The organism is Pseudomonas spelaei (assembly GCF_009724245.1).
Classification (GTDB): domain Bacteria; phylum Pseudomonadota; class Gammaproteobacteria; order Pseudomonadales; family Pseudomonadaceae; genus Aquipseudomonas; species Aquipseudomonas spelaei.
On the sequence record NZ_WNNK01000001.1, the window covers coordinates 202,916 to 222,749 of the forward strand.

At 59.5% G+C, this 19,834-nt stretch carries 16 protein-coding genes and 2 tRNA genes; 5 read left to right on the forward strand and 13 right to left on the reverse strand.

Annotated features, from left to right (window positions below):
• Positions 1–79 precede the first annotated feature (79 nt).
• Both erdR and GNF76_RS00925 read left to right on the forward strand, forming a co-directional pair.
• Positions 80–730: a response regulator transcription factor ErdR gene (erdR, locus tag GNF76_RS00920; protein ID WP_155581310.1), complete on the forward strand. Its 651-nt coding sequence runs from the start codon at positions 80–82 to the stop codon at positions 728–730.
• 75 nt (positions 731–805) lie between these two features.
• Positions 806–1,168 (forward strand): diacylglycerol kinase, encoded by a 363-nt coding sequence (locus GNF76_RS00925; RefSeq protein ID WP_155581311.1) that lies wholly within the window; start codon positions 806–808, stop codon positions 1,166–1,168.
• Between the two features lie 6 nt (positions 1,169–1,174).
• Here GNF76_RS00925 and GNF76_RS00930 read toward each other — a convergent pair whose 3' ends face one another.
• Positions 1,175–2,101 (reverse strand): LysR family transcriptional regulator, encoded by a 927-nt coding sequence (locus GNF76_RS00930; RefSeq protein ID WP_155581312.1) that lies wholly within the window; start codon positions 2,099–2,101, stop codon positions 1,175–1,177.
• A gap of 124 nt (positions 2,102–2,225) precedes the next feature.
• Here GNF76_RS00930 and fpr point away from each other — a divergent pair, with 124 nt between their 5' ends.
• The gene (gene fpr, locus GNF76_RS00935; RefSeq protein ID WP_003231344.1) at positions 2,226–3,005 is read left to right on the forward strand and encodes a ferredoxin-NADP reductase; all 780 of its coding nucleotides are present in this window, start codon (positions 2,226–2,228) and stop codon (positions 3,003–3,005) included.
• Positions 3,006–3,124: 119 nt separating this feature from the next.
• Here the strand turns inward: fpr and tsaA are convergent, their stop codons facing one another.
• From tsaA to rimO, 5 genes are all read right to left on the reverse strand, one after another.
• Positions 3,125–3,820 carry a tRNA (N6-threonylcarbamoyladenosine(37)-N6)-methyltransferase TrmO gene (tsaA, locus tag GNF76_RS00940; RefSeq protein ID WP_155581313.1) on the reverse strand — a complete coding sequence of 232 codons (696 nt, stop codon included), beginning with the start codon at positions 3,818–3,820 and terminating at the stop codon, positions 3,125–3,127.
• A 4-nt stretch (positions 3,821–3,824) separates the two neighbouring features.
• Positions 3,825–4,286, reverse strand: coding sequence for a YehS family protein (locus GNF76_RS00945; protein WP_155581314.1), 462 nt, complete (start codon positions 4,284–4,286; stop codon positions 3,825–3,827).
• A 76-nt stretch (positions 4,287–4,362) separates the two neighbouring features.
• Complete coding sequence (locus tag GNF76_RS00950; RefSeq protein ID WP_155581315.1) at positions 4,363–5,073, reverse strand: rRNA pseudouridine synthase; 711 nt, start codon at positions 5,071–5,073, stop codon at positions 4,363–4,365.
• A gap of 82 nt (positions 5,074–5,155) precedes the next feature.
• A complete protein-coding gene (locus tag GNF76_RS00955; RefSeq protein ID WP_155581316.1) occupies positions 5,156–5,629 on the reverse strand; it encodes a GNAT family N-acetyltransferase in 474 nt (157 codons plus the stop codon).
• 103 nt (positions 5,630–5,732) lie between these two features.
• Positions 5,733–7,073 carry a 30S ribosomal protein S12 methylthiotransferase RimO gene (rimO, locus tag GNF76_RS00960; RefSeq protein ID WP_155581317.1) on the reverse strand — a complete coding sequence of 447 codons (1,341 nt, stop codon included), beginning with the start codon at positions 7,071–7,073 and terminating at the stop codon, positions 5,733–5,735.
• A 305-nt stretch (positions 7,074–7,378) separates the two neighbouring features.
• Between rimO and GNF76_RS00965 the strand changes: the two genes are divergently transcribed.
• A complete protein-coding gene (locus tag GNF76_RS00965; RefSeq protein WP_155581318.1) occupies positions 7,379–9,280 on the forward strand; it encodes a potassium transporter Kup in 1,902 nt (633 codons plus the stop codon).
• 134 nt (positions 9,281–9,414) lie between these two features.
• On the opposite strand, the gene GNF76_RS00970 is transcribed toward GNF76_RS00965, so the two are convergent.
• The 4 genes from GNF76_RS00970 to GNF76_RS00985 all read right to left on the reverse strand — a co-directional run bounded on the left by GNF76_RS00970 (position 9,415) and on the right by GNF76_RS00985 (position 13,972).
• Complete coding sequence (locus GNF76_RS00970; protein ID WP_155581319.1) at positions 9,415–10,701, reverse strand: virulence factor family protein; 1,287 nt, start codon at positions 10,699–10,701, stop codon at positions 9,415–9,417.
• Positions 10,701–13,343, reverse strand: a complete 2,643-nt coding sequence (gene mprF, locus GNF76_RS00975) for a bifunctional lysylphosphatidylglycerol flippase/synthetase MprF (RefSeq protein WP_155581320.1) — start codon at positions 13,341–13,343, stop codon at positions 10,701–10,703. Before mprF ends, GNF76_RS00970 begins: the two co-directional genes overlap by 1 nt.
• Before the next feature lie 269 nt (positions 13,344–13,612).
• Positions 13,613–13,689 (reverse strand) — tRNA-Met (locus tag GNF76_RS00980).
• A 206-nt stretch (positions 13,690–13,895) separates the two neighbouring features.
• A tRNA-Met gene (locus GNF76_RS00985) sits at positions 13,896–13,972 on the reverse strand.
• Positions 13,973–14,253: 281 nt separating this feature from the next.
• On the opposite strand from GNF76_RS00985, the gene dinB reads away from it, so the two are divergent.
• Positions 14,254–15,312 (forward strand): DNA polymerase IV, encoded by a 1,059-nt coding sequence (gene dinB, locus GNF76_RS00990; protein WP_155581321.1) that lies wholly within the window; start codon positions 14,254–14,256, stop codon positions 15,310–15,312.
• A 128-nt stretch (positions 15,313–15,440) separates the two neighbouring features.
• Here dinB and GNF76_RS00995 read toward each other — a convergent pair whose 3' ends face one another.
• From GNF76_RS00995 to GNF76_RS01005, 3 genes are all read right to left on the reverse strand, one after another.
• The gene (locus GNF76_RS00995; RefSeq protein ID WP_155581322.1) at positions 15,441–16,394 is read right to left on the reverse strand and encodes a hypothetical protein; all 954 of its coding nucleotides are present in this window, start codon (positions 16,392–16,394) and stop codon (positions 15,441–15,443) included.
• Positions 16,395–16,414: 20 nt separating this feature from the next.
• Positions 16,415–18,130 (reverse strand): proline--tRNA ligase, encoded by a 1,716-nt coding sequence (locus tag GNF76_RS01000; RefSeq protein ID WP_155581323.1) that lies wholly within the window; start codon positions 18,128–18,130, stop codon positions 16,415–16,417.
• A 134-nt stretch (positions 18,131–18,264) separates the two neighbouring features.
• Positions 18,265–19,797, reverse strand: coding sequence for an AmpG family muropeptide MFS transporter (locus GNF76_RS01005; protein ID WP_155581324.1), 1,533 nt, complete (start codon positions 19,795–19,797; stop codon positions 18,265–18,267).
• Between the last annotated feature and the right edge of the window lie 37 nt (positions 19,798–19,834).

Here is a 19,834-nt window from a genome sequence, read left to right on the forward strand (position 1 = left end):
TGTCTTGCGGTCACCTTGTGTTGCCTTGGCGAGCACTGAACCCATCGGTGCTCGCATAAAAAACAGGATCATTTGAAAAATGGCCACATACGAAATCCTGATTGCCGATGACCACCCACTTTTTCGCAGTGCACTCCATCAGGCCGTCACGCTGGGCCTGGGGCCGGATGTACGCTTGGTTGAAGTTGCCAGCATTGCCGAACTGGAAACCCGCCTCACCGAAAAGTCTGACTGGGACCTGGTGTTACTGGACCTGAACATGCCCGGCGCCTATGGTTTTTCGGGGCTTGTGTTGCTCCGCGGGCAATACCCGCAGATTCCCGTGGTGATGGTTTCGGCCCAGGAAGAGGCATCGGTGGTGGTGCGCTCCAAGGAGTTCGGTGCCAGCGGCTTCATTCCAAAATCCAGCGCCATGGAAGACATTCAAAAAGCCGTGCGCAGGGTGCTGGACGGCGATGTTTCCTGGCCGCCACAAGCGTTTGAAGAGATCAATGTCTCTGATGAAGCCAAGGCGGCACGTGATGGCTTGGCCAGCTTGACCCCCCAGCAGTTCCGGGTGCTGACCATGGTGTGCGAAGGGCTGTTGAACAAGCAGATTGCCTACGAGTTGAGCGTGTCCGAAGCGACCATCAAGGCGCACGTGACAGCGATTTTTCGCAAGCTCGGGGTACGTACACGCACTCAGGCGGCGTTGCTCTTGCAACAACTTGAGTCAATTTCGCAGCAGTAAGACGCTATACATTCACGCTTTTTTGACTTTGCGTGCTCTAGTTTTCCCACTCCTTTTTTTGCAGTTGCCTACTCTATGTCGCCTTTCAAAGGTCAAACCGGTATCAAACGTATCCTTAACGCAGGCGGTTATTCCCTGGATGGCCTGCGTGCAGCTTTCACTGGCGAGGCGGCGTTTCGCCAGCTGGTGTTGCTTAACGTCATCCTGATTCCGCTGAGTTTTTTCCTGAATGTCAGCCGGGTCGAACGGGCATTGTTGATTGCCGTCTGCCTGCTGGCGCTGATCGTCGAATTGCTCAATTCGGCGGTAGAAGCGGCCATTGACCGGATCTCCCTGGATCGTCACCCCTTGTCGAAGAACGCCAAGGACATGGGCAGCGCCGCGCAGTTCGTGGCGTTGACCATGATTACCCTGGTGTGGGCCGTGATCCTGATCTAAAGACATTCAGGCAATGTTGGGCAGCACGATCTCGTCGCTGCGCTGTACCCCGGCGGTAAAGGACCGGCACAGCTCCAGAAACTCGCGCATGGCCGAGGTCTGGTATTTCTGCTTGTGCCAGATGAAGTAGAACTGCCGGGCCAGGTCCAGGTCCGGGGTTTCTACCGGTACCAGGCTGCCGCGTCGGAAGGCATCGCGCAGGGCCAGCCGTGAAATGCAGCCAATCCCCAATCCTGACTCCACTGCGCGTTTGATCGCCTCGGTGTGTTCCAGCTCCAGGCGGATATTCAACGCGCTGCGGTGATGCCGCATGGCCTGGTCGAAGGTCAGGCGTGTGCCGGAGCCTTGTTCCCGCAGGATCCACGCTTCATGGGTCAACTCTTCCATGGTGGCTTGGCCGCGCTGGGCCAAGTGATGCTGGGGCGCGCAAAACACCACCAGTTCGTCCTCCACCCAGGTTTGCACCTCGATGTCCGGGTGGCTACAGTCGCCCTCGATTAGACCCAGGTCAATTTCGTAGTGCGCCACCTGATGCACGATATGCGCAGTGTTTTGCACATGCAGCTTCACCTGGCTCTCCGGGTGCTGCTGCATGAAGCTGCCGATCAGCAGCGTGGCCAGGTAGTTGCCGATGGTCAGAGTGGCGCCGACCGCCAAGGAGCCGAAGCCGGATTTGCCGTTGAGCAGGTCCTCGATCTCCTTGGCCTGGTCCAGCAGCGCCACCGCTTGGGGTAACAGCTGGCGGCCGAGGGCATTCAGGCTCAGGCGTTTACCGGCGCGGTCGAACAATTGGCAGCTGGATTGACGCTCCAGCTCGGTAATTGAGGTGCTGGCGGCGGATTGAGATAAGGCCAGAAGGCCAGCAGCGCGGGAGACGCTTTCCTGCTGGGCGACGGCGACGAAGACTTGCAGTTGACGTAGAGTAAATCGCATATCGATATAACCGATAACCCTTATCTTAATAATCCAGTTAACAGATATTGTCGCCGCCATTAGAATGCTGTGCAATTGCGCATCTATCATTTGGCGCAGACCCATTTCCAGGAGTTCCCCGTACATGAGCAACATGAACCACGAGCGTGTCCTCAGTGTTCATCACTGGAACGACACTCTGTTCAGCTTCAAGTGCACCCGTGACCCGGGCCTGCGCTTCGAGAACGGTCAGTTCGTGATGATCGGCCTGCAACAGCCCAACGGCCGCCCTCTCATGCGTGCTTACTCCATCGCCAGCCCGAACTGGGAAGAGCATCTGGAGTTCTTCAGCATCAAGGTCCCGGATGGCCCGCTGACTTCCCAATTGCAGCACTTGAAGGAAGGCGACGAGATCATCATCAGCAAAAAACCGACCGGCACCCTGGTGCTGGACGATTTGAAGCCGGGCAAACATTTGTACCTGCTCAGCACCGGCACCGGTCTGGCGCCATTCATGAGCGTCATTCAGGACCCGGAAACCTACGAGCGTTTCGAAAAAGTGATCCTGTGCCACGGCGTGCGCTACGTCAACGAAGTCGCTTACCGCGAATTCATCACCGAGCATCTGCCGCAGAACGAGTTCTTCGGTGAAGCTTTGCGTGACAAGTTGATCTACTACCCAACCGTGACCCGCGAACCCTTCGAAAACGAAGGTCGCCTGACCGACCTGATGCGTAGCGGCAAGCTGTTCACTGACATTGGTCTGCCGCCGATCAACCCCGAGGACGATCGCGCCATGCTGTGCGGCAGCCCGAGCATGTTGGACGAGACCAGCGAAGTGTTGAACAGCTTCGGCCTGAAGGTTTCGCCACGGATGCGCGAACCGGGTGATTACCTGATCGAGCGAGCGTTCGTCGAGAAGTAAGCGCTACGCAAAAAAGTGTGGGAGCGGGCTTGCCCGCGATGGCGATGTATCAGTCAACAATTGTGTCGACTGAACAGGCGCATCGCGGGCAAGCCCGCTCCCACAGTTGTTTTTGGCATTTAATCGGCCGCAACCACTTCCAGCACACAAATCATCCCAGCCTCGGGATAGTGCCACCGCACATCCACATCCCAGAACCGCACCCCATATTCCCGCTCAGGCCCCGGTGTCTGGTATGCCGGTCGTGGATCCTGTGCCAAACACTGCTCAATCAACGCCACCAATGGCTCCCCAAGGCGTTGTGCGTGGCCTTGTGCCTGTTGCAGGGCAGACTTCAGCCATTGCACGGGAATCAGCTGTGGCGCCGCACTGGCGATGCTGTTGGTCGCCGTATCGATGATGTCGGCGTAGGGCACATACGGCTTGATGTCGAGAATCGGCGTGCCGTCCAGCAAATCAATGCCGGATATCCACAGGCGATTGGTCTCCACCTTGTCCAGTTTCACCACCGATTGGCCGATGCCGTTGGGGCGATGAGTGGCGCGGGTGGCAAATACCCCCATGGATTTGTTGCCGCCCAGACGCGGTGGGCGGACTTTCAGGCGGGGTTTTTCTTCCAAGGCCTGATGAAACAAAAACAGCAACCACACGTGGCTGACCTGCTCCAGGCCTTGTACCGCCTCGCCCTGATCGAACGGTGCCACCAACTCCAGCACACCTCGGGCGGCAGGCGCCAGTTGCGGCTGGCGCGGGATGGCGAACTTTTCCTTGAAGCAGGAGCGGACGAAGCCGATGGGCGAGACGCTGTAGCTCATGGGCTTAGGCGCGAACGCGCAGCGTCAGGCCCTTGAGGAAGTTACGCAACAACTGGTCGCCACACGTGCGGTAGTTGGTGTGGCCGAATTTTCGGAACAGCGCACTCAGTTCGGGCTTGGACACCGGGAACTCGGAAGCCTTGAGGATGGCGTGCATATCGTCTTCCTTCAGTTCGAAGGCGACCCGCAGTTTCTTCAGGATGATGTTGTTGGTCACCGGCAACTCGATCGGCTGTGGTGGGCGGCTCTCGTCCTTGCCACGCTTGAAGATCACCAGGCCGTCGAGGAAATGGGCCATGACTTCGTCCGGGCAGAACACAAAGCCTTCTTCCTCGTCTTTCTTGAGGTAGGTCAGCAGGTCGTCCTTGGTGACATCCATGCCGCCGAGCTTGATGATCTCGACCATCTTGTTGTCGCTGATGTCGAGCATGTAGCGCACGCTGCGCAGTACGTCGTTGTGAATCATGTTGGCAATCCTGGTCATTCAACTGTGAACACCGCCCAGAGAGGCGGTGTCGAGAGGTTCGGCGGCGAAAGAGCGGTTAGAACTTCTCTTTGCCGGACAGATAGCGCCATTGGCCCACCGGCACTTTGCCGATGGAGACTCCGCCAATGCGGATGCGTCGAATAGCGACGACTTTCAAGCCAACGGCTTCGCAGAACAAGGCAATCACACCCGGTTGCGGATTTTTCAGCGCAAAGCGCAGGCGGTTCTCGTTCTGCCAGCTGGCTTTCACCGCAGGCAACTCCTTGCCCTTGTAGGTCAGGCCATGGTTCAGGCGGTTCAGGCCGTGCGCAACCATGTCCCCGGACACTTCGACCACATACTCCTGCTCGATCTTGGCGGCATCGGCCGTCAATTTGCGCAGGATTTTCCAGTCCTGGGTAAACACCAGCAGGCCGCTGGCGTTGGCTTGCAGGTCGGCGCTGGCTGTCAGGCGCAGGAAGTGGCCCTTGAGCGGGCGCTTGCCGAAGCGGTGCTCATCCGACAGGCTCTCGGCGCTGATGGATTGCATCGCCGTCTCGGCGTCCACGCCAGCCGGCGCGTGCAGCAAGATCGTCACCGGCTCCGGGGCCGTGGCCTTGGCATCGGGGTCCAGTTCGACTTTCTGGGTGGCGACCTTGAACTGCGGTTCGTCGATCACTTCGCCGTCCACCGTGACCCAGCCGCCTTCGATGAACAACTCAGCCTCCCGACGGGAGCAGCCGACCAGTTCGATGAGGCGTTTGGAGAGACGTATGGGGTCAGTCATGACAAGGGCCGTAACAAAAGGGGGCAGCTATTGTACCTGTGTGGCGCCGGTTAATCCCGGCCCCATTTCAGTGGTGCGGCTTTTAGCCACTGCTCGCCTGCTGCTGGCCCTGACGTAAACGCATATGCAGCAAAGGATAAGGCTGCCCCATGCCGTCATGATCGGTGCGTCCGATCACTTCAAAACCCTGCTTGAAGTAGAAGCCCAGGGCTTGCGGGTTCTGTTCGTTGACGTCCAGCTCATCGGCATTCAGTTGTTCGATCGCATAGCGCAGCAATTGTCGGCCCAGGCCGTGGCCACGGTGCGCCGGGTCGATAAACAGCATCTCGACCTTGCCCGCCGCCACGCCCGCAAAGCCAGTGATGCGCTGGCGCGAGTCCTTGGTGCAGATCAGCATCACCGCATCCAGGTAGCGAGTCAGCACGAGGTTTTTCAGCAACTCGATGTAGCTGTCCGGGAGGAAGTCATGGGTGGCGCGCACCGAAGCCTCCCAGATGCGGGTCAACTCCGGATAGTCGCTGGTTTTAGGTGTGTGGATAACCGAATGCTGACGCATGCCCGCTGCCCCTTGCCGATGATCGGCACTGATGGGCAAAACGATAGACCTAAAAAAGCCCCGCATCTTGTTAAAGAGCAGGGCTTTTTCAATTTTTTACACGTTATGCGCGCTTTTCAGCCCAGAGGTCGTACTCGTCGGCATCCGTCACCGTGCACCAGACTTTATCACCTGGCTTCAGGTCGCTGGCATCGTCGATAAACACGTTACCGTCGATTTCCGGAGCGTCGAAGAAGCAGCGGCCAACCGCGCCTTGCTCGTCGACTTCGTCAATCAGCACTTCGATCTCCCGGCCGATGCGCAGTTGCAGGCGCGCCGAGCTGATGGCCTGTTGATGGGCCATGAAGCGTTCCCAGCGGTCTTGCTTGACGTCATCTGGAACAATCGCTGCGTCCAGCAGGTTGGCCGGAGCACCTTCCACCGGCGAGTACTGGAAGCAGCCAACGCGGTCCAGTTGGGCTTCGGTCAGCCAGTCCAGCAGGTACTGGAAGTCTTCTTCGGTCTCGCCGGGGAAGCCGACGATGAACGTGGAACGGATGATCAGTTCCGGGCAGATCTGGCGCCAGTTCTTGATCCGCGCCAGGGTCTTGTCTTCGAAGGCCGGGCGCTTCATGGCCTTGAGGATTTTCGGGCTGGCGTGCTGGAACGGGATGTCCAGGTACGGCAGGATCTTGCCGGCGGCCATCAACGGGATCAGCTCGTCAACGTGCGGGTACGGGTAGACGTAGTGCAGGCGCACCCACACGCCGAGGCTGCTCAAGGCTTCGCAGAGTTCGGTCATGCGGGTTTTCACCGGCGCGCCGTTCCAGAAGCCGGTGCGGTACTTGACGTCGACGCCGTAGGCGCTGGTGTCCTGGGAAATCACCAACAACTCTTTGACGCCGGACTTGACCAGGCGCTGGGCCTCGTCCAGTACGTCACCCACCGGACGGCTCACCAGCTTGCCGCGCATCGACGGGATGATGCAGAAGCTGCAGCTGTGGTTGCAGCCTTCGGAAATCTTCAGGTACGCATAGTGACGCGGGGTCAGCTTGATGCCTTGTGGCGGTACCAGGTCGATCAGCGGGTTGTGATCCTGACGCGGTGGCACCACTTGGTGCACGGCATTGACCACCTGCTCGTACTGCTGCGGACCGGTCACGGCCAGCACGCTCGGGTGCACATTGCGGATATTGCCTTCTTCCACACCCATGCAGCCGGTGACGATGACCTTGCCGTTTTCCTTGATGGCTTCGCCGATCACTTCCAGGGATTCCGCCTTGGCCGAGTCGATAAAGCCGCAGGTGTTGACCACCACCACGTCCGCGTCCTGGTAGGTGGACACGACGTCATAACCTTCCATCCGCAGCTGGGTGAGGATGCGTTCGGAGTCGACCAGAGCCTTCGGGCAACCCAGGGATACAAAGCCGACCTTGGGGTTGGCTTTTGCGATGGTGGTGGACATGTCTAACCTCGGTATTGAATGACGCCGCCAGTCGTGCACGACAAGCTGCGGACGGGCACTTGGCGTGCCTCTGATCAAAAAGTGCGCAATTCTATCGACGTGAATCGCTCTTGACCAGCTTTATGCAGGGAAATGCGACGAGTGCTGCGCTATGCTTCGCGCCGTTGCACCTGGGTGAAACCCTGCGGTCAATAAATCGTCTGTAACGAGAAGTAAAACAGCGCATGCTGTGCACAGCTTAGGCGCCGGCCTACGGGTGTGCTGTTTATAAAAGACCTCAGGTCAAAAAAGGGCAGGAGTGGTTAATGGGTCAGGCAAGTAGTCAGGCAGCAGGTGCCGAGCAGTCCAACGCAAAGCCGATCGGCATGCTCGTGGCCGCAGTGGGGGTGGTTTACGGCGATATCGGCACCAGCCCGCTCTATACCCTCAAAGAGGTGTTTGCTGGCGGTTATGGGGTTCAGGTCAATCATGACGGGGTCTTCGGGATTCTGGCACTGATTTTCTGGTCGCTGGTCTGGGTCGTGTCGATCAAGTACGTGCTGTTTATCCTGCGCGCGGACAACCAGGGCGAAGGCGGCATCATGGCCCTGACGGCGCTGGCCCGACGGGCGGCGGCACCTTATCCACGGTTGCGGGCGGTGTTGGTGATTCTTGGCTTGATCGGTGCGGCGCTGTTTTACGGTGACAGCATGATCACCCCGGCGATCTCGGTGTTGTCAGCCGTGGAGGGCCTGGAGTTGGCCTTCGATGGTCTTGAACGCTGGGTCGTGCCGTTGGCGCTGGTGGTGCTGGTGGGGCTGTTTTTGATCCAGAAACACGGCACCGACCGTATCGGCAAGCTGTTCGGACCGGTGATGGTGGTGTGGTTCCTGGTGCTGGCCGGCCTGGGGGTGCATGGGATTGTCCAGCATCCCGAGGTGCTCAACGCGCTGAACCCGGTCTGGGGTGTGCGCTTCTTTGTCGTCCACCCCGGCATGGGTGTGGCGATTCTCGGCGCAGTGGTACTGGCGCTGACCGGTGCCGAAGCCTTGTACGCCGACATGGGCCACTTCGGCCGCAAGCCGATTGCCCGCGCCTGGTTCGCCCTGGTGCTGCCGGCGCTGGTGCTCAACTATTTTGGCCAAGGTGCGTTGTTGCTGGAAAATCCGGAAGCTGCGCGTAACCCGTTCTATCTGCTGGCGCCGGCTTGGGCCTTGATTCCGTTGGTGGTGCTGTCGACGCTGGCGACGGTGATTGCGTCCCAGGCGGTGATCTCCGGGGCGTTCTCCCTGACCCGCCAGGCGATCCAGCTCGGTTACATCCCGCGCATGCACATTCAGCACACCTCCAGTGCCGAGCAAGGTCAGATCTACATCGGTGCCGTGAACTGGACGTTGATGTTTGGCGTGATCCTGTTGGTGCTGGGCTTCGAGTCCTCTAACGCCCTGGCGTCGGCCTACGGCGTGGCAGTGACCGGCACCATGTTGATCACCAGCATCCTGGTGTCGGCGGTGATGCTGTTGCTGTGGAAATGGCCACCGGTGCTGGCGATCCCTGTGTTGATCGGTTTCCTGCTGGTGGACGGGCTGTTCTTTGCCGCCAACGTGCCGAAGATCGTCCAGGGCGGTGCCTTCCCGGTATTGGCGGGGATTGTGCTGTTTGTCCTGATGACCACCTGGAAGCGCGGCAAGGAGCTGTTGGTGGATCGCCTGGATGAGGGCGGTCTGCCGTTGCCGATCTTTATCAGCAGCATCCGCGTACAGCCGCCCCATCGGGTGCAGGGTACGGCGGTGTTCCTGACCGCACGGCCTGATGCGGTGCCGCATGCCCTGTTGCACAACCTGCTGCATAACCAGGTGCTGCACGAGCAGGTGGTGTTGCTGACGGTGGTCTACGAAGATATTCCCCGTGTACCGGCCCAGCGCCGTTTTGAGGTCGACTCCTACGGCGACGGGTTCTTCCGGGTAATCCTGCACTTTGGTTTCGTCGATGAGCCGGACGTACCCGAGGCGCTGAAGCTGTGCCATCTGGACGACCTGGATTTCAGCCCGATGCGTACCACCTACTTCCTCAGCCGCGAGACGGTTATCGCCTCCAAGCTCGATGGCATGGCGCGCTGGCGGGAAGCGTTGTTCGCCTTCATGCTCAAGAACGCCAATGGCAACCTGCGATTCTTCAAGCTGCCGGTGAACCGGGTGATCGAGCTGGGCACTCAGGTAGAAATGTAAGCCCCACAAAAAGCCCCCGTTGCCTTGCGGCAGCGGGGGCTTTTTGTGGGCAGACGATTTGATTTGGAATGCTATCAACTGTGGGAGCGAGCAAGCCCGCTCCCACACTTGACCGAGTAGCGCCGGCTACTCAATCACTCTTCCTTAGCTTTTCCCTGGCGCTTCTCGATGATGTCTACCAAGCGCTTGGCCAGCGCCGGGTAGTTCTCGTCGAAGTGGTGGCCACCGGGCAACTTCACCGCTTCGCCGACGGCGGTCTTGTCGGTGCAACCGCTCTCGTTGACCTCTTCTGCGCCGTAGATGCACACCACTTTGGCGGCCGGCAGTTTGGCCATTTCCGGGCCGGTCGCGGCTTCTTTACCGGCATTGCCCAGCCAACCCTCAACTTCGATTTCGAAGCTGCCGGTGCGGGCAAAGGCCAGAAGGATGATTGCATCCACCCGCTGCTGTTCGGTTTCCGGCAGACGGTTGTAGATCGCCGGCAACACATCAGCACCGAACGAATAACCGGTCAGCACGAAGCGCTTGGTGCCCCATTTCTGCCGGTAGTGCTGCATCAGTTCGGTGAGGTCCTTGGCGCTTTGTTCTGGCGTCTTGTGCTGCCAGTAGTAGCGCAGGGTATCGATGCCCACCACCGGGTAGCCGATCTTGGCCATTTCCCCGGCCACGTCGCGGTCCAGGTCGCGCCAGCCGCCGTCACCGGACAGGAACAGGGTCACGGTGTCCTTGGCCTGGCCGGCAGGCACTTCCACCACGGGAATCGCCAGCCCGCCATTGTCCGAACCCACCAGTTGCTTGCGCAGCTCATTGTTCAGGATCTGTGGGAAGTGGATGTCATAGTCGCTGATGCTGGTGGTCGCGCGCGGGGTGTCCCGTACGAAACTGGCACTCTCATCGTCAGGGTTATCGTTCCACGCCACCAGCCAGTTACCGTGGGCCGAGGTTTTCGGCAGCGGGTCCTTGCAGCCTTCCTGGACCAGGGTGAAGCCGACAGAAATGGCATTGGCCTTGTCGTCGTTCTGGGTAGCCAGCCAGCGCCAGGCCAGGGCTGCACCAGGGCCGATACCGCTGACCAGCGTCGCCGGGCCTGTGAGTTGGCCCAAGGCGGTTTGCAGGGCTTGTTCCTGCAGCTTGCAGTCATCCTTGGGCAGGATCACCTGGACGATCTGCGCAGCTCCACCCTGGCTCAGGGCAGTCAGTTGGCTGTCGGTCAGGGTTTCGTCGGCCATCACGGCCACAGCCACCCGGGCCTTGGGCGCAGTGCCCGGCGTCACGCGGGTCAGCACGGTGCCGTCAGCTTGTGGGAACTGTTCCAGCGTTGGTTGCGGTGCCGGGCGATTCCAGTACCAGTAGCCGCCACCGAGGATCAGTGCCAGTACCACCAAAAATGCCAATACATACCGCCAGGAGCGTCGAATCATTAGCGTTTCACCAATCCAGTCAAGCCGCCCGCAATCAGGGCGGCGGTATCGGCCAGTGCCACCAGCGGATCAAGTCCTGCGGGCACGGCCATGTAACGGGGTTCCCAGTCAGGCTGGAACTTGTCTTTGAAGCGGCGCAAGCCTTGGAAGTTATACAGTTGCTCGCCACGGCGGAACACCATCGAGCCCAGACGCTGGGTCAAGGGGGCGCCGCGCCGTGGTTGCAAGCCCGACAACGGCACCATGCCGAGGCTGAAACGGGCGTAGCCGTGACTCTTATAATGTTGAATCAGACCGACCATCATGAATTCCATGGTCAGCTTCGGCGCGTCCGGGTGCGCGCGCATCAGGTCGAGACTGGCCAAATCATGGTTGTAGGTCTCGAGCAGGTTGGCGAAGGCCACCGTGCGCCCTTCGAAGCGAATGATCGCGATGCGAAAGTGCTTGAGGTAGTCGTCGCTGAATCGTCCCAGGGAGAAGCCTTTTTCCCGTACGTTCTTGCCGGTCAGCCATGCATCGGAGATGACTTTCAGCTCATCCATCGGCGCCTGGCCCGGCTCAAAGATCTCCAGGGACAGACCGTCCCGGCTTCCGCGGTTCCAGGTGTAGCGCAGGTCCTTCATCTCTTTGCCCTTGGCTTCCAGGTCAAAGCGTTTCAGGTCAACGCGGGCTTCTTCGCCCAGCTTGATCGCCGTCAGGCCGATATCCATGTAGTAGGGCAGGTTCTCCGCCCGGACTTGGTAGAACACCGGGCGCGCATGGTGAATGTCACACAGGTCGCGGAACTGCCAGATCATCTCGGCCCGTTGCTGGGTCGGGCCGATCGGGTCGTAGAGGGCTACGAGGCTGCGACCGCGACGGGCGTACATCAGGAACGCCTCGTCGTTGGGGTGGAACAGCAGCGCTTTGTCACCGGTCAGTGCGAGGCCGCCGTCGGGTTGCGCCGAGGCCATCAGAATCTTGGTGGCACGTTCCAGTTCATCCTGCGTCGGCAAGTGAATCACCGGACGTGCGGTGCGCAGCAGCCAGGTCAGCGACACAATCACCAGCAGTACCGCAGCTCCCAGCAACGAGCGCAGGCCGCGCGGGGCGTTGGCATCAAGGGTGAACTGCCACCACAGTTGATGGCTATAGGGTACGTCCTGGTAGGCAAACAGCAGCAGCCACATTGAGGCACCGAGCACGCAGACACTGGCTACCAGGTACAGCGGCGAGAACGGCAGTTCGGTCAAGCGGCTGGCGCGGTAGAAGGAGCGCCGAAAGATCGCCAGCAGTACGGCGGTCATGGTCATCAGGCTGGCTTCTTCCCAGTCGAAGCCCTTGAGCAGTGAGAGCAGGGCGCCGGTCAGCAGCAAGACCATGGTCAGCATCCAGGCCGCCGACAAACGTCGGCGCAAGCCCTGGGCCAGCAACAGGCACAGTACGCCGATCAGGCTGGCACCGAAGTGCGACGCGTCAATCAGGCGATGAGGAATCAGGAAGCCGATGTTTTCCAGGCGCGAGTCGATTTCCGGGGTGGCGCCGGAGAACAGCAACACCACGCCGGACAAAAAAACCAGCACCGCCAGTACGGGCGCGGCGAGGCCTGAAGCGACCCGCAGACTTTGTTGGGTCTGGAACAGGCGCTGGGCTTCATTGACCAGCAGGAACACGCAGGCGATCAGCAGCGGCAGCACCACATAGATCATCCGGTACAGCAGCAGGGCAGCGGCTAAAGGCGCGGCACCGAGTTTGTCGGCGAAGGCCGCCAGCAGGATGGCCTCGAACACGCCGACACCACCCGGCACATGGCTGAGCACACCGGCAGCGAGTGCCAGCAGGTAAACCAGCAGGAACGGCCCAAAAGGTGGCGCTTCCGGCAGCAACATATACAGCACGGTGGCGGCAGCGGCGACGTCCAGGGCGGTGATGATCAGTTGCAGGAACGTCAGGCGTCGACCGGGCAGGCGCAGGGTACGGCGCCCGGCCTTGACCAGCAGGTTGTCAGGATAAGGTTGTTCCGGCAGGCGACGACGATAAATGCCGATGCACAGCACCGCTGATAGCAGCAGGACAGCGCCGGCAATACCACCGAGCAGGCTGGCCGGCAGGTGCAGGGCGTTGGCGGCCGCTGGCAAGTTGCTCAGGGTGGCCAGAGCGGCCAGCGGGGGCAGGGCGCAACCGAGGGCCAGGCTGGCGAACACTGTCATGTGGGCAACTTCTGACGCCCCGATGCCATGACGTGCATATAAACGGTAGCGCACCGAGCCGCCGGAGAGCATCGACAGGCCAATGGCATTGCCGATGGCAAAGGCGGTAAAGCCACCGAGGGCCAGGGTCTTGGCCGGTAGTTTCACGCCAGCATAGCGGGCGCCGGAAAACTCATAGCCCAGCAGAATAATGAAACCGGCAATGGCGGCGGCGAGCGCACCCAGCAAGGATGGCTTCGGCACTTCCAGGATCGAGTCGTGGAGCGCGTACAGGTCCAGTTCAAGCAGCAGGTGGCGGCAGGCGATCAGGGCAATAGCGAACAGCAACAGGGTGACGGCCAGCCCGATGGGTTGACGGTATTTGCTCAACAGATCCAGCCAGCGCAAACGGGTGGGAGTGATCGGTTGTGTCGCTGTGACGGTGTCTTGTGGTTCAGACGAGTTGGCGCGCATCAATCACCTCGTGGATTGTGCGCGACAGGATGGAGGTATCCAGCCAAGTTACCAATCCCTATGGACAAAATAATTACAAATATTAACGCGTATCACCGGGTCCGGCGACAGCGCCCATTGGTCGTAGAGAAGTGTTGAGCATAGCTTGCAATGAGATGGACTCTACAAACCGTGTACGGTTTCATGAAAGATGCCATGTCATTGTTTCAAAAGAACTTTTTCGACGGATACAAAAAAGGCCACTCTTTCGAGCAGCCTTTTTTGATGTTTGGTTGCGGGAGCCGGATTTGAACCGACGACCTTCGGGTTATGAGCCCGACGAGCTACCAGACTGCTCCATCCCGCGTCTGTGTGGCGGCATTCTACAGAGCAACGGCGGGGTGTCAACCGTTAATCGGCCGATGGGTCAAATAAGTGCGAATTAACCGTTCATCGTCACCTGAGAGCGGTAAGTGCTCGATTGGAAACGGTTTTTTTGTCGGACAATGGCGGGAGAGGTAAAACAGGCAGGCACAAAAAAGGCCACTCTTTCGAGTAGCCTTTTTTGATGTTTGGTTGCGGGAGCCGGATTTGAACCGACGACCTTCGGGTTATGAGCCCGACGAGCTACCAGACTGCTCCATCCCGCGTCTGTGTGTCGGCATTCTACAGAGGAACGACGGTGTGTCAACCGTTGATTCAAAGAAAAGCGCTTGTGGTTCAATCGCTTAGCTCTCCACGGCAACATCTTGATAGGGCGCGGGCCAGTCAGGCCGAGGCTTTCAGCTCTATTGGGGTGCCTGTTTCGATTGAGAAAATGAATTCATCAGGGGTTTTTCCTACCGCTTGTGCGGAAGATTCAAAGTACTGGTGCTATATACAGGTGTCAGTGAGATACTGGCATTTCTGTCTTGGCCACCTCTTTCTTTATATGACGCAGCGCAAAATCATCCACGTCGACTGTGATTGCTTCTACGCCGCCATCGAGATGCGCGATGACCCGAGCCTGGCACAAAAGCCCTTGGCAGTCGGTGGTTCGGCGGACCGGCGAGGTGTGATTGCCACCTGCAATTACGAGGCGCGGGCTTATGGTGTGCGTTCGGCCATGTCCTCCCGGCACGCCTTGAAGCTCTGTCCGGACTTGACCATCGTCAAGCCGCGCATGGATGCCTATAAAGAAGCGTCGAAGGAAATCCAGACGATCTTTCGTGATTACACCGACCTGATCGAACCATTGTCGCTGGATGAGGCTTACCTGGACGTCTCGGACTGCCCGCATTTTGGCGGCAGCGCCACGCGTATTGCCCAGGACATCCGCCGCCGCGTTTCCAATCAACTGCATATCACCGTTTCCGCAGGCGTGGCCCCGAACAAATTCCTGGCCAAGATTGCCAGCGACTGGAAGAAGCCCAACGGTCTGTTCGTGATTACCCCTGACCAGGTGGAAGACTTCGTCTCGGCATTGCCGGTCAGCAAGCTGCACGGTGTCGGCAAGGTGACGGCGGACAAGCTGGCGCGTCTGGGGATCGAAGACTGCCTGCAATTGCGCGAGTGGAACAAGCTGGCGTTGGTGCGGGAGTTCGGCAGTTTTGGCGAGCGGCTTTGGAGCCTGGCCCGTGGGATTGATGACCGAGTGGTGCAGAACGACAGTCGCCGGCAATCCATCAGTGTGGAAAACACCTACGATGTTGACTTGCCTGATCTGTCCAGTTGCCTGGAAAAGTTACCTGAGTTGATGGAGACCCTGGCGGGGCGCATGGCGCGCATCGACAGCAGCTACCGGGCGGGCAAGCCGTTCGTCAAAGTGAAATTTCACGACTTCACCCAGACCACGCTGGAACAGGCGGGGGCGGGGCGGGACCTTGAGAGTTATCAGCAGTTGCTGACACAGGCATTCAATCGCGGTGGGAAACCGGTGCGATTGTTGGGGATTGGGGTGCGGCTATTGGATTTGAGTGGCGGTAATGAACAGTTGGAGTTGGCCTGGTAGAAACCGCAAACCACTGTGGGAGCTGGCTTGCCTGCGATAGCGGAGTGTCAGTCACTGACGGTTTGACGGTACACCGCTATCGCAGGCAAGCCAGCTCCCACATTTAGATCATTGGCGTTGCTGAAAACTCAGCTTGCTCCAGGATCCGCCACCAATCGCCCTGCATCCTTGGTCAAGGCCTTGAGGAATTCCTGTTGCAACTCAGGATCATTGCGGGTCAGTTCGATCAGGCTTTGTTCCAGCTCGCTGGCTTCTTCTTCCAGGCCCAGTTCCGATAAGCGCTTGACCCTATGCACCCACTGACTGACTTCGTCATCTTCCAGGTCGTCGTAGATCAAGCCATGGGCTTCCAGCAATTTGCCTCGCAGGGTATTGCTGATCGCCAGTGAGGAGTCCGAATGCGCATCATCCTGAGCATCTTCGACACTGATCTTCAGTGTGCCGATACGGTTCAGGTCCTGTTCGGCAAACGGGCTGTCCAACAGGTTCAGGCGCAGCACGCCGTCGCGGTCGGTGGTCAGCTCATGAGTTTGCTTGCCCGCGGTAACCTGCACGGGGCGTTCACTCCAGGGCAGGCTTGAATACTCCAGGCGCTTGTCGCGCTGGACTTCATCGATACCTGCCAGGTTCTGTTGTGCGCGGCCGTGGGATTGCACGTTCATGAACGGGTTGAGCCCGTCCACGCCGTAGCTGAGCCAGTCACGGGTCATGCTGGTAGGAACATTGCCCAGTGCGAAGATATTGGCCACGTTAGCGCCGACACCTGCCACCAACGCCACCGCGCCGAGCGGGATCTCATAGACCTTGCGCCATGGCTGGTAGGGTGTGTAGCGATCGTAACGACGGGTTACTTCGAATTCGGTGACCTCGAAGGTCTTTTGCTCATGAATCCGAACCCGACGTTGCGGCAACTCAAGCACCTTGGGTTCGCCCACATCAATCTGCAGGCTGTGGTCGAGCAATTTGCGCTCGATACGTTCCTCGTGCTCGCTGCGTTGCGACATCTGATTGGCGCAGCCGCTGACCAGCAGGGCGCCGCACAAGGCGGCGCCCCCCAGGGCGTGGGTGTTTCGCTTGAACATGACTTCTCTTGATCTGGTTTTCAGCGACGAATACGCGCCTGAAGGAAAGACAGCACGTCAGCCACCGGCAACGGTTGGGCTTCGGCTTCGGTCCGGCTCTTGTATTCCAGATTGCCATCGGCCAGGCCGCGGTCACTGACCACGATCCGGTGCGGGATGCCAATCAGTTCCATATCGGCGAACTTGATGCCCGGGCTGGTTTTCTTGTCCCGGTCATCCAGCAGCACTTCAAAACCGGCGGCTGTCAGTTTGGCATACAGTTTGTCGGTGGCTTCGCGTACTTGCTCGTTGTCATAGCGCAGCGGCACCAGGGCGATCTGGAAGGGCGCCAGGGCGTCACTCCAGATGATGCCTTTCTCGTCGTTGTTCTGCTCGATGGCAGCAGCCACCACGCGGGAAACGCCAATGCCGTAGCAGCCCATTTCCAGGGTGATCGGCTTGCCGTTCTCGCCCAGCACTTCGCACTTCATCGCCTTGCTGTACTTGTTGCCCAGCTGGAAGATGTGCCCGACTTCGATGCCACGCTTGATTTCCAGCGTGCCCTGGCCATCCGGGCTTGGGTCGCCAGCGACCACGTTGCGCAGGTCGGCCACGGTTGGGACCGGCAGGTCACGCTCCCAGTTGACGCCGAAGTAGTGTTTGTCATCGATGTTGGCACCGATACCGAAGTCGCTCATCAGCTCGACGGAACGGTCGATGATGATCGGCAACGGCAGGTTCAGCGGGCCGAGGGAGCCCGCACCGGCGCCAATGGCGTCGCGCAGTTCGGCGTCGCTGGCCATGACCAGTGGGCTGGCAACGCCAGGTTGCTGGGACGCCTTGATTTCGTTGAGCTCGTGATCACCACGGATCACCAGGGCGATCAGCTTGCCGGCTTCTTCGGCGTGCACGATCAGGGTCTTGATGGTCTTTTCAATCGGCAGATTGAACTTCTCCACCAGTGCGGCGATGGTCTTGGTCTCTGGTGTATCCACCAGACGCAGCTCTTCGCTTGGTGCAGGACGGGAAGTTTCCCGTGGCACGGCTTCGGCTTTCTCGATGTTCGCCGCGTAGTCGGAGCCGTTGCTGAAGACGATATCGTCTTCGCCGGATTCGGCCAGCACGTGGAACTCATGGGAGCCGGCGCCACCGATGGAACCGTTGTCCGCTTCAACCGGGCGGAATTTCAGGCCCAGGCGAGTGAACACGTTGCAGTAGGCCTGGTGCATGCGGTCGTAGGTGACTTGCAGGGACGGCAGGTCCGCGTGGAACGAATAGGCGTCCTTCATGATGAACTCGCGGCCGCGCATCAAACCGAAGCGTGGGCGGATTTCGTCACGGAATTTGGTCTGGATCTGGTACAGGTTGAGGGGCAGCTGTTTATAGCTGCTCAACTCGTTGCGCATCAGGTCGGTGATCACTTCTTCGTGGGTCGGGCCGGCGCAGAAGTCGCGGCCATGACGATCCTTGAAGCGCAGCAATTCAGGGCCGTACTCTTCCCAGCGCCCGGACTCCTGCCACAACTCGGCCGGTTGGGTGCTCGGCATCAACACTTCCAGAGAGCCGGCGGCGTTCATTTCTTCACGAACGATCGCTTCGACCTTGCGCATCACCTTCAAGCCCATGGGCAGCCAGGTGTACAGGCCCGAGGCCAGTTTGCGGATCATGCCGGCGCGCAGCATCAACTGATGGCTGATCACGACTGCGTCGGATGGCGTTTCTTTCTGTGTGGCGAGCAAATATTGACTGGTGCGCATGGTAGGCCGTTGTCGGTTGCTTGGACTTGAAATGACTTGGGATTGTACGGGCGTGGGCTGCCGGAGTACAGGTATCCGAATGTCGGGCTGCAGGTGGGAGCTGGCAAGCCAGCTCCCACATTGATCCAGGGGGATCAGTCTTCTTTGGGAGGGTTCAAGCGTATCCGCCGACTTTCCTGAAACCAGTGCAAGGCAATCAGGAACAGTGTCGGCATACCCAGCAGGGCGGTGATCATGAAGAAGTTGTGATAACCGAACTTTTCCACCATCACCCCTGAATAGCCGCCGATCAAACGTGGCAGCAACAGCATGATCGAGCTGAGCAGCGCATATTGGGTGGCAGAGAACTTGAGGTTGGTCAGGCTCGACAGGTACGCCACAAACGCTGAAGTCGCCATGCCGGAGCTGAAGTTGTCCAGGGAAATGGTGAAGATCAGCATCTGCAGGTCCGGGCCCATATCGGCGAGCATCAGGAACAGCAGGTTGGTACTGGCCGATGCCACACCGCCGATAAACAGGATCGGCAGGATGCCGAAACGTACGATCAGCAGTCCCCCCATACCGGCGCCCAGCAAGGTCATGATGAGGCCGAAAATCTTGCTGACACCGGCAATCTGATCCTTGGTAAAGCCCTGGTCGATGTAGAACACGTTGGCCATCACGCCCATGACCGTGTCGGACATCCGGTAGGTGGCAATCAGCCCCAGCAACAGGAACGCTTGCCAGCGATAGCGCAGGATAAAGTCGTTGACCGGCGTGAGTACGGGGGCGAGTCCGCGACGCCCCATGGCCGACAGGCACAGGGTGGTGAGGATGATATAGAGGATGGCCCGCAGGAACGCACGGTCTTCGAGCAGCAGGTCGAGCAGGCTTACGCCATGGAACAGCACACTGGCGAAGTCAGTGTTGTACAGCTGGGTGAACATGGCCGGAACGGACACCAGCAAGACGATCAGCACGAAGACTGACACCAGTTGGTGAGTAAAGCTGTAGCGCCCGGCTTGCAGCTGGGTGCGCAGCGGCACATCGGGTTCACGCATGAAGAAGGTGGTCAGCAGGGCCGGAATCATCAGCAGACCGAACAGCACATAGGTGCCGGTCCAGGCCGAATGCTTGTAGTTGAAGCCGGTGGAGCCGAAGCCTTCGGCAAAGAACAGCGCGCCGGCGGTGGCCAGCAGCGCGGCGATCCGGTAGCCCGACATATAGCTGGCGGCGAGGGCGGCCTGGCGGCTGTCGTCGGCGATTTCCAGGCGGTAGGCGTCCACGGCGATATCTTGGGTGGCGGACGCGAAGGCGACCACAACGGCAATGGCAATCAGCCAGGAGAGGTGCTTCTGCGGATCGCAGAAACCCATGCCGATCAATCCGAGGATGACCAGCGACTGGGCCAGTACCAGCCAGGAACGACGACGCCCAAGCTTGCCGAGCAACGGCAGGCGCCACTGATCGAGCAGTGGCGACCAGACCCACTTGAAGGCATAGGCCAGGCCGATCAGGCTCGCATAACCGATGGTTTCGCGGGCCACACCGGCTTCACGCAGCCATACGGAGAGCGTCGAGAACACCAACATGTAAGGCAGGCCGGCAGCAAAGCCGAGCAGCAACAGCACTAACGTCGAGGGGCTGGCATAGGCGGCGAGCGCGGCGCGCCAGGTTTTACGGGGCATGGGCTGGAGTCTGCCTCAGATTTGCGGAAACAAAGCG

What these genes read in the sequence shown, in the direction of transcription:
- GNF76_RS00955 (WP_155581316.1), bottom strand. Translation starts at nt 5,629, where the DNA reads ATGCGTCAGCATTCGGTTATCCACACACCTAAAACCAGCGACTATCCG.
- fpr (WP_003231344.1), top strand. Translation starts at nt 2,226, where the DNA reads ATGAGCAACATGAACCACGAGCGTGTCCTCAGTGTTCATCACTGGAAC.
- GNF76_RS01000 (WP_155581323.1), bottom strand. Translation starts at nt 18,130, where the DNA reads ATGCGCACCAGTCAATATTTGCTCGCCACACAGAAAGAAACGCCATCC.
- GNF76_RS00945 (WP_155581314.1), bottom strand. Translation starts at nt 4,286, where the DNA reads ATGATTCACAACGACGTACTGCGCAGCGTGCGCTACATGCTCGACATC.
- dinB (WP_155581321.1), top strand. Translation starts at nt 14,254, where the DNA reads ATGACGCAGCGCAAAATCATCCACGTCGACTGTGATTGCTTCTACGCC.
- GNF76_RS01005 (WP_155581324.1), bottom strand. Translation starts at nt 19,797, where the DNA reads ATGCCCCGTAAAACCTGGCGCGCCGCGCTCGCCGCCTATGCCAGCCCC.
- rimO (WP_155581317.1), bottom strand. Translation starts at nt 7,073, where the DNA reads ATGTCCACCACCATCGCAAAAGCCAACCCCAAGGTCGGCTTTGTATCC.
- erdR (WP_155581310.1), top strand. Translation starts at nt 80, where the DNA reads ATGGCCACATACGAAATCCTGATTGCCGATGACCACCCACTTTTTCGC.
- tsaA (WP_155581313.1), bottom strand. Translation starts at nt 3,820, where the DNA reads ATGAGCTACAGCGTCTCGCCCATCGGCTTCGTCCGCTCCTGCTTCAAG.
- GNF76_RS00965 (WP_155581318.1), top strand. Translation starts at nt 7,379, where the DNA reads ATGGGTCAGGCAAGTAGTCAGGCAGCAGGTGCCGAGCAGTCCAACGCA.
- GNF76_RS00950 (WP_155581315.1), bottom strand. Translation starts at nt 5,073, where the DNA reads ATGACTGACCCCATACGTCTCTCCAAACGCCTCATCGAACTGGTCGGC.
- GNF76_RS00930 (WP_155581312.1), bottom strand. Translation starts at nt 2,101, where the DNA reads ATGCGATTTACTCTACGTCAACTGCAAGTCTTCGTCGCCGTCGCCCAG.
- GNF76_RS00970 (WP_155581319.1), bottom strand. Translation starts at nt 10,701, where the DNA reads ATGATTCGACGCTCCTGGCGGTATGTATTGGCATTTTTGGTGGTACTG.
- GNF76_RS00995 (WP_155581322.1), bottom strand. Translation starts at nt 16,394, where the DNA reads ATGTTCAAGCGAAACACCCACGCCCTGGGGGGCGCCGCCTTGTGCGGC.
- GNF76_RS00925 (WP_155581311.1), top strand. Translation starts at nt 806, where the DNA reads ATGTCGCCTTTCAAAGGTCAAACCGGTATCAAACGTATCCTTAACGCA.
- mprF (WP_155581320.1), bottom strand. Translation starts at nt 13,343, where the DNA reads ATGCGCGCCAACTCGTCTGAACCACAAGACACCGTCACAGCGACACAA.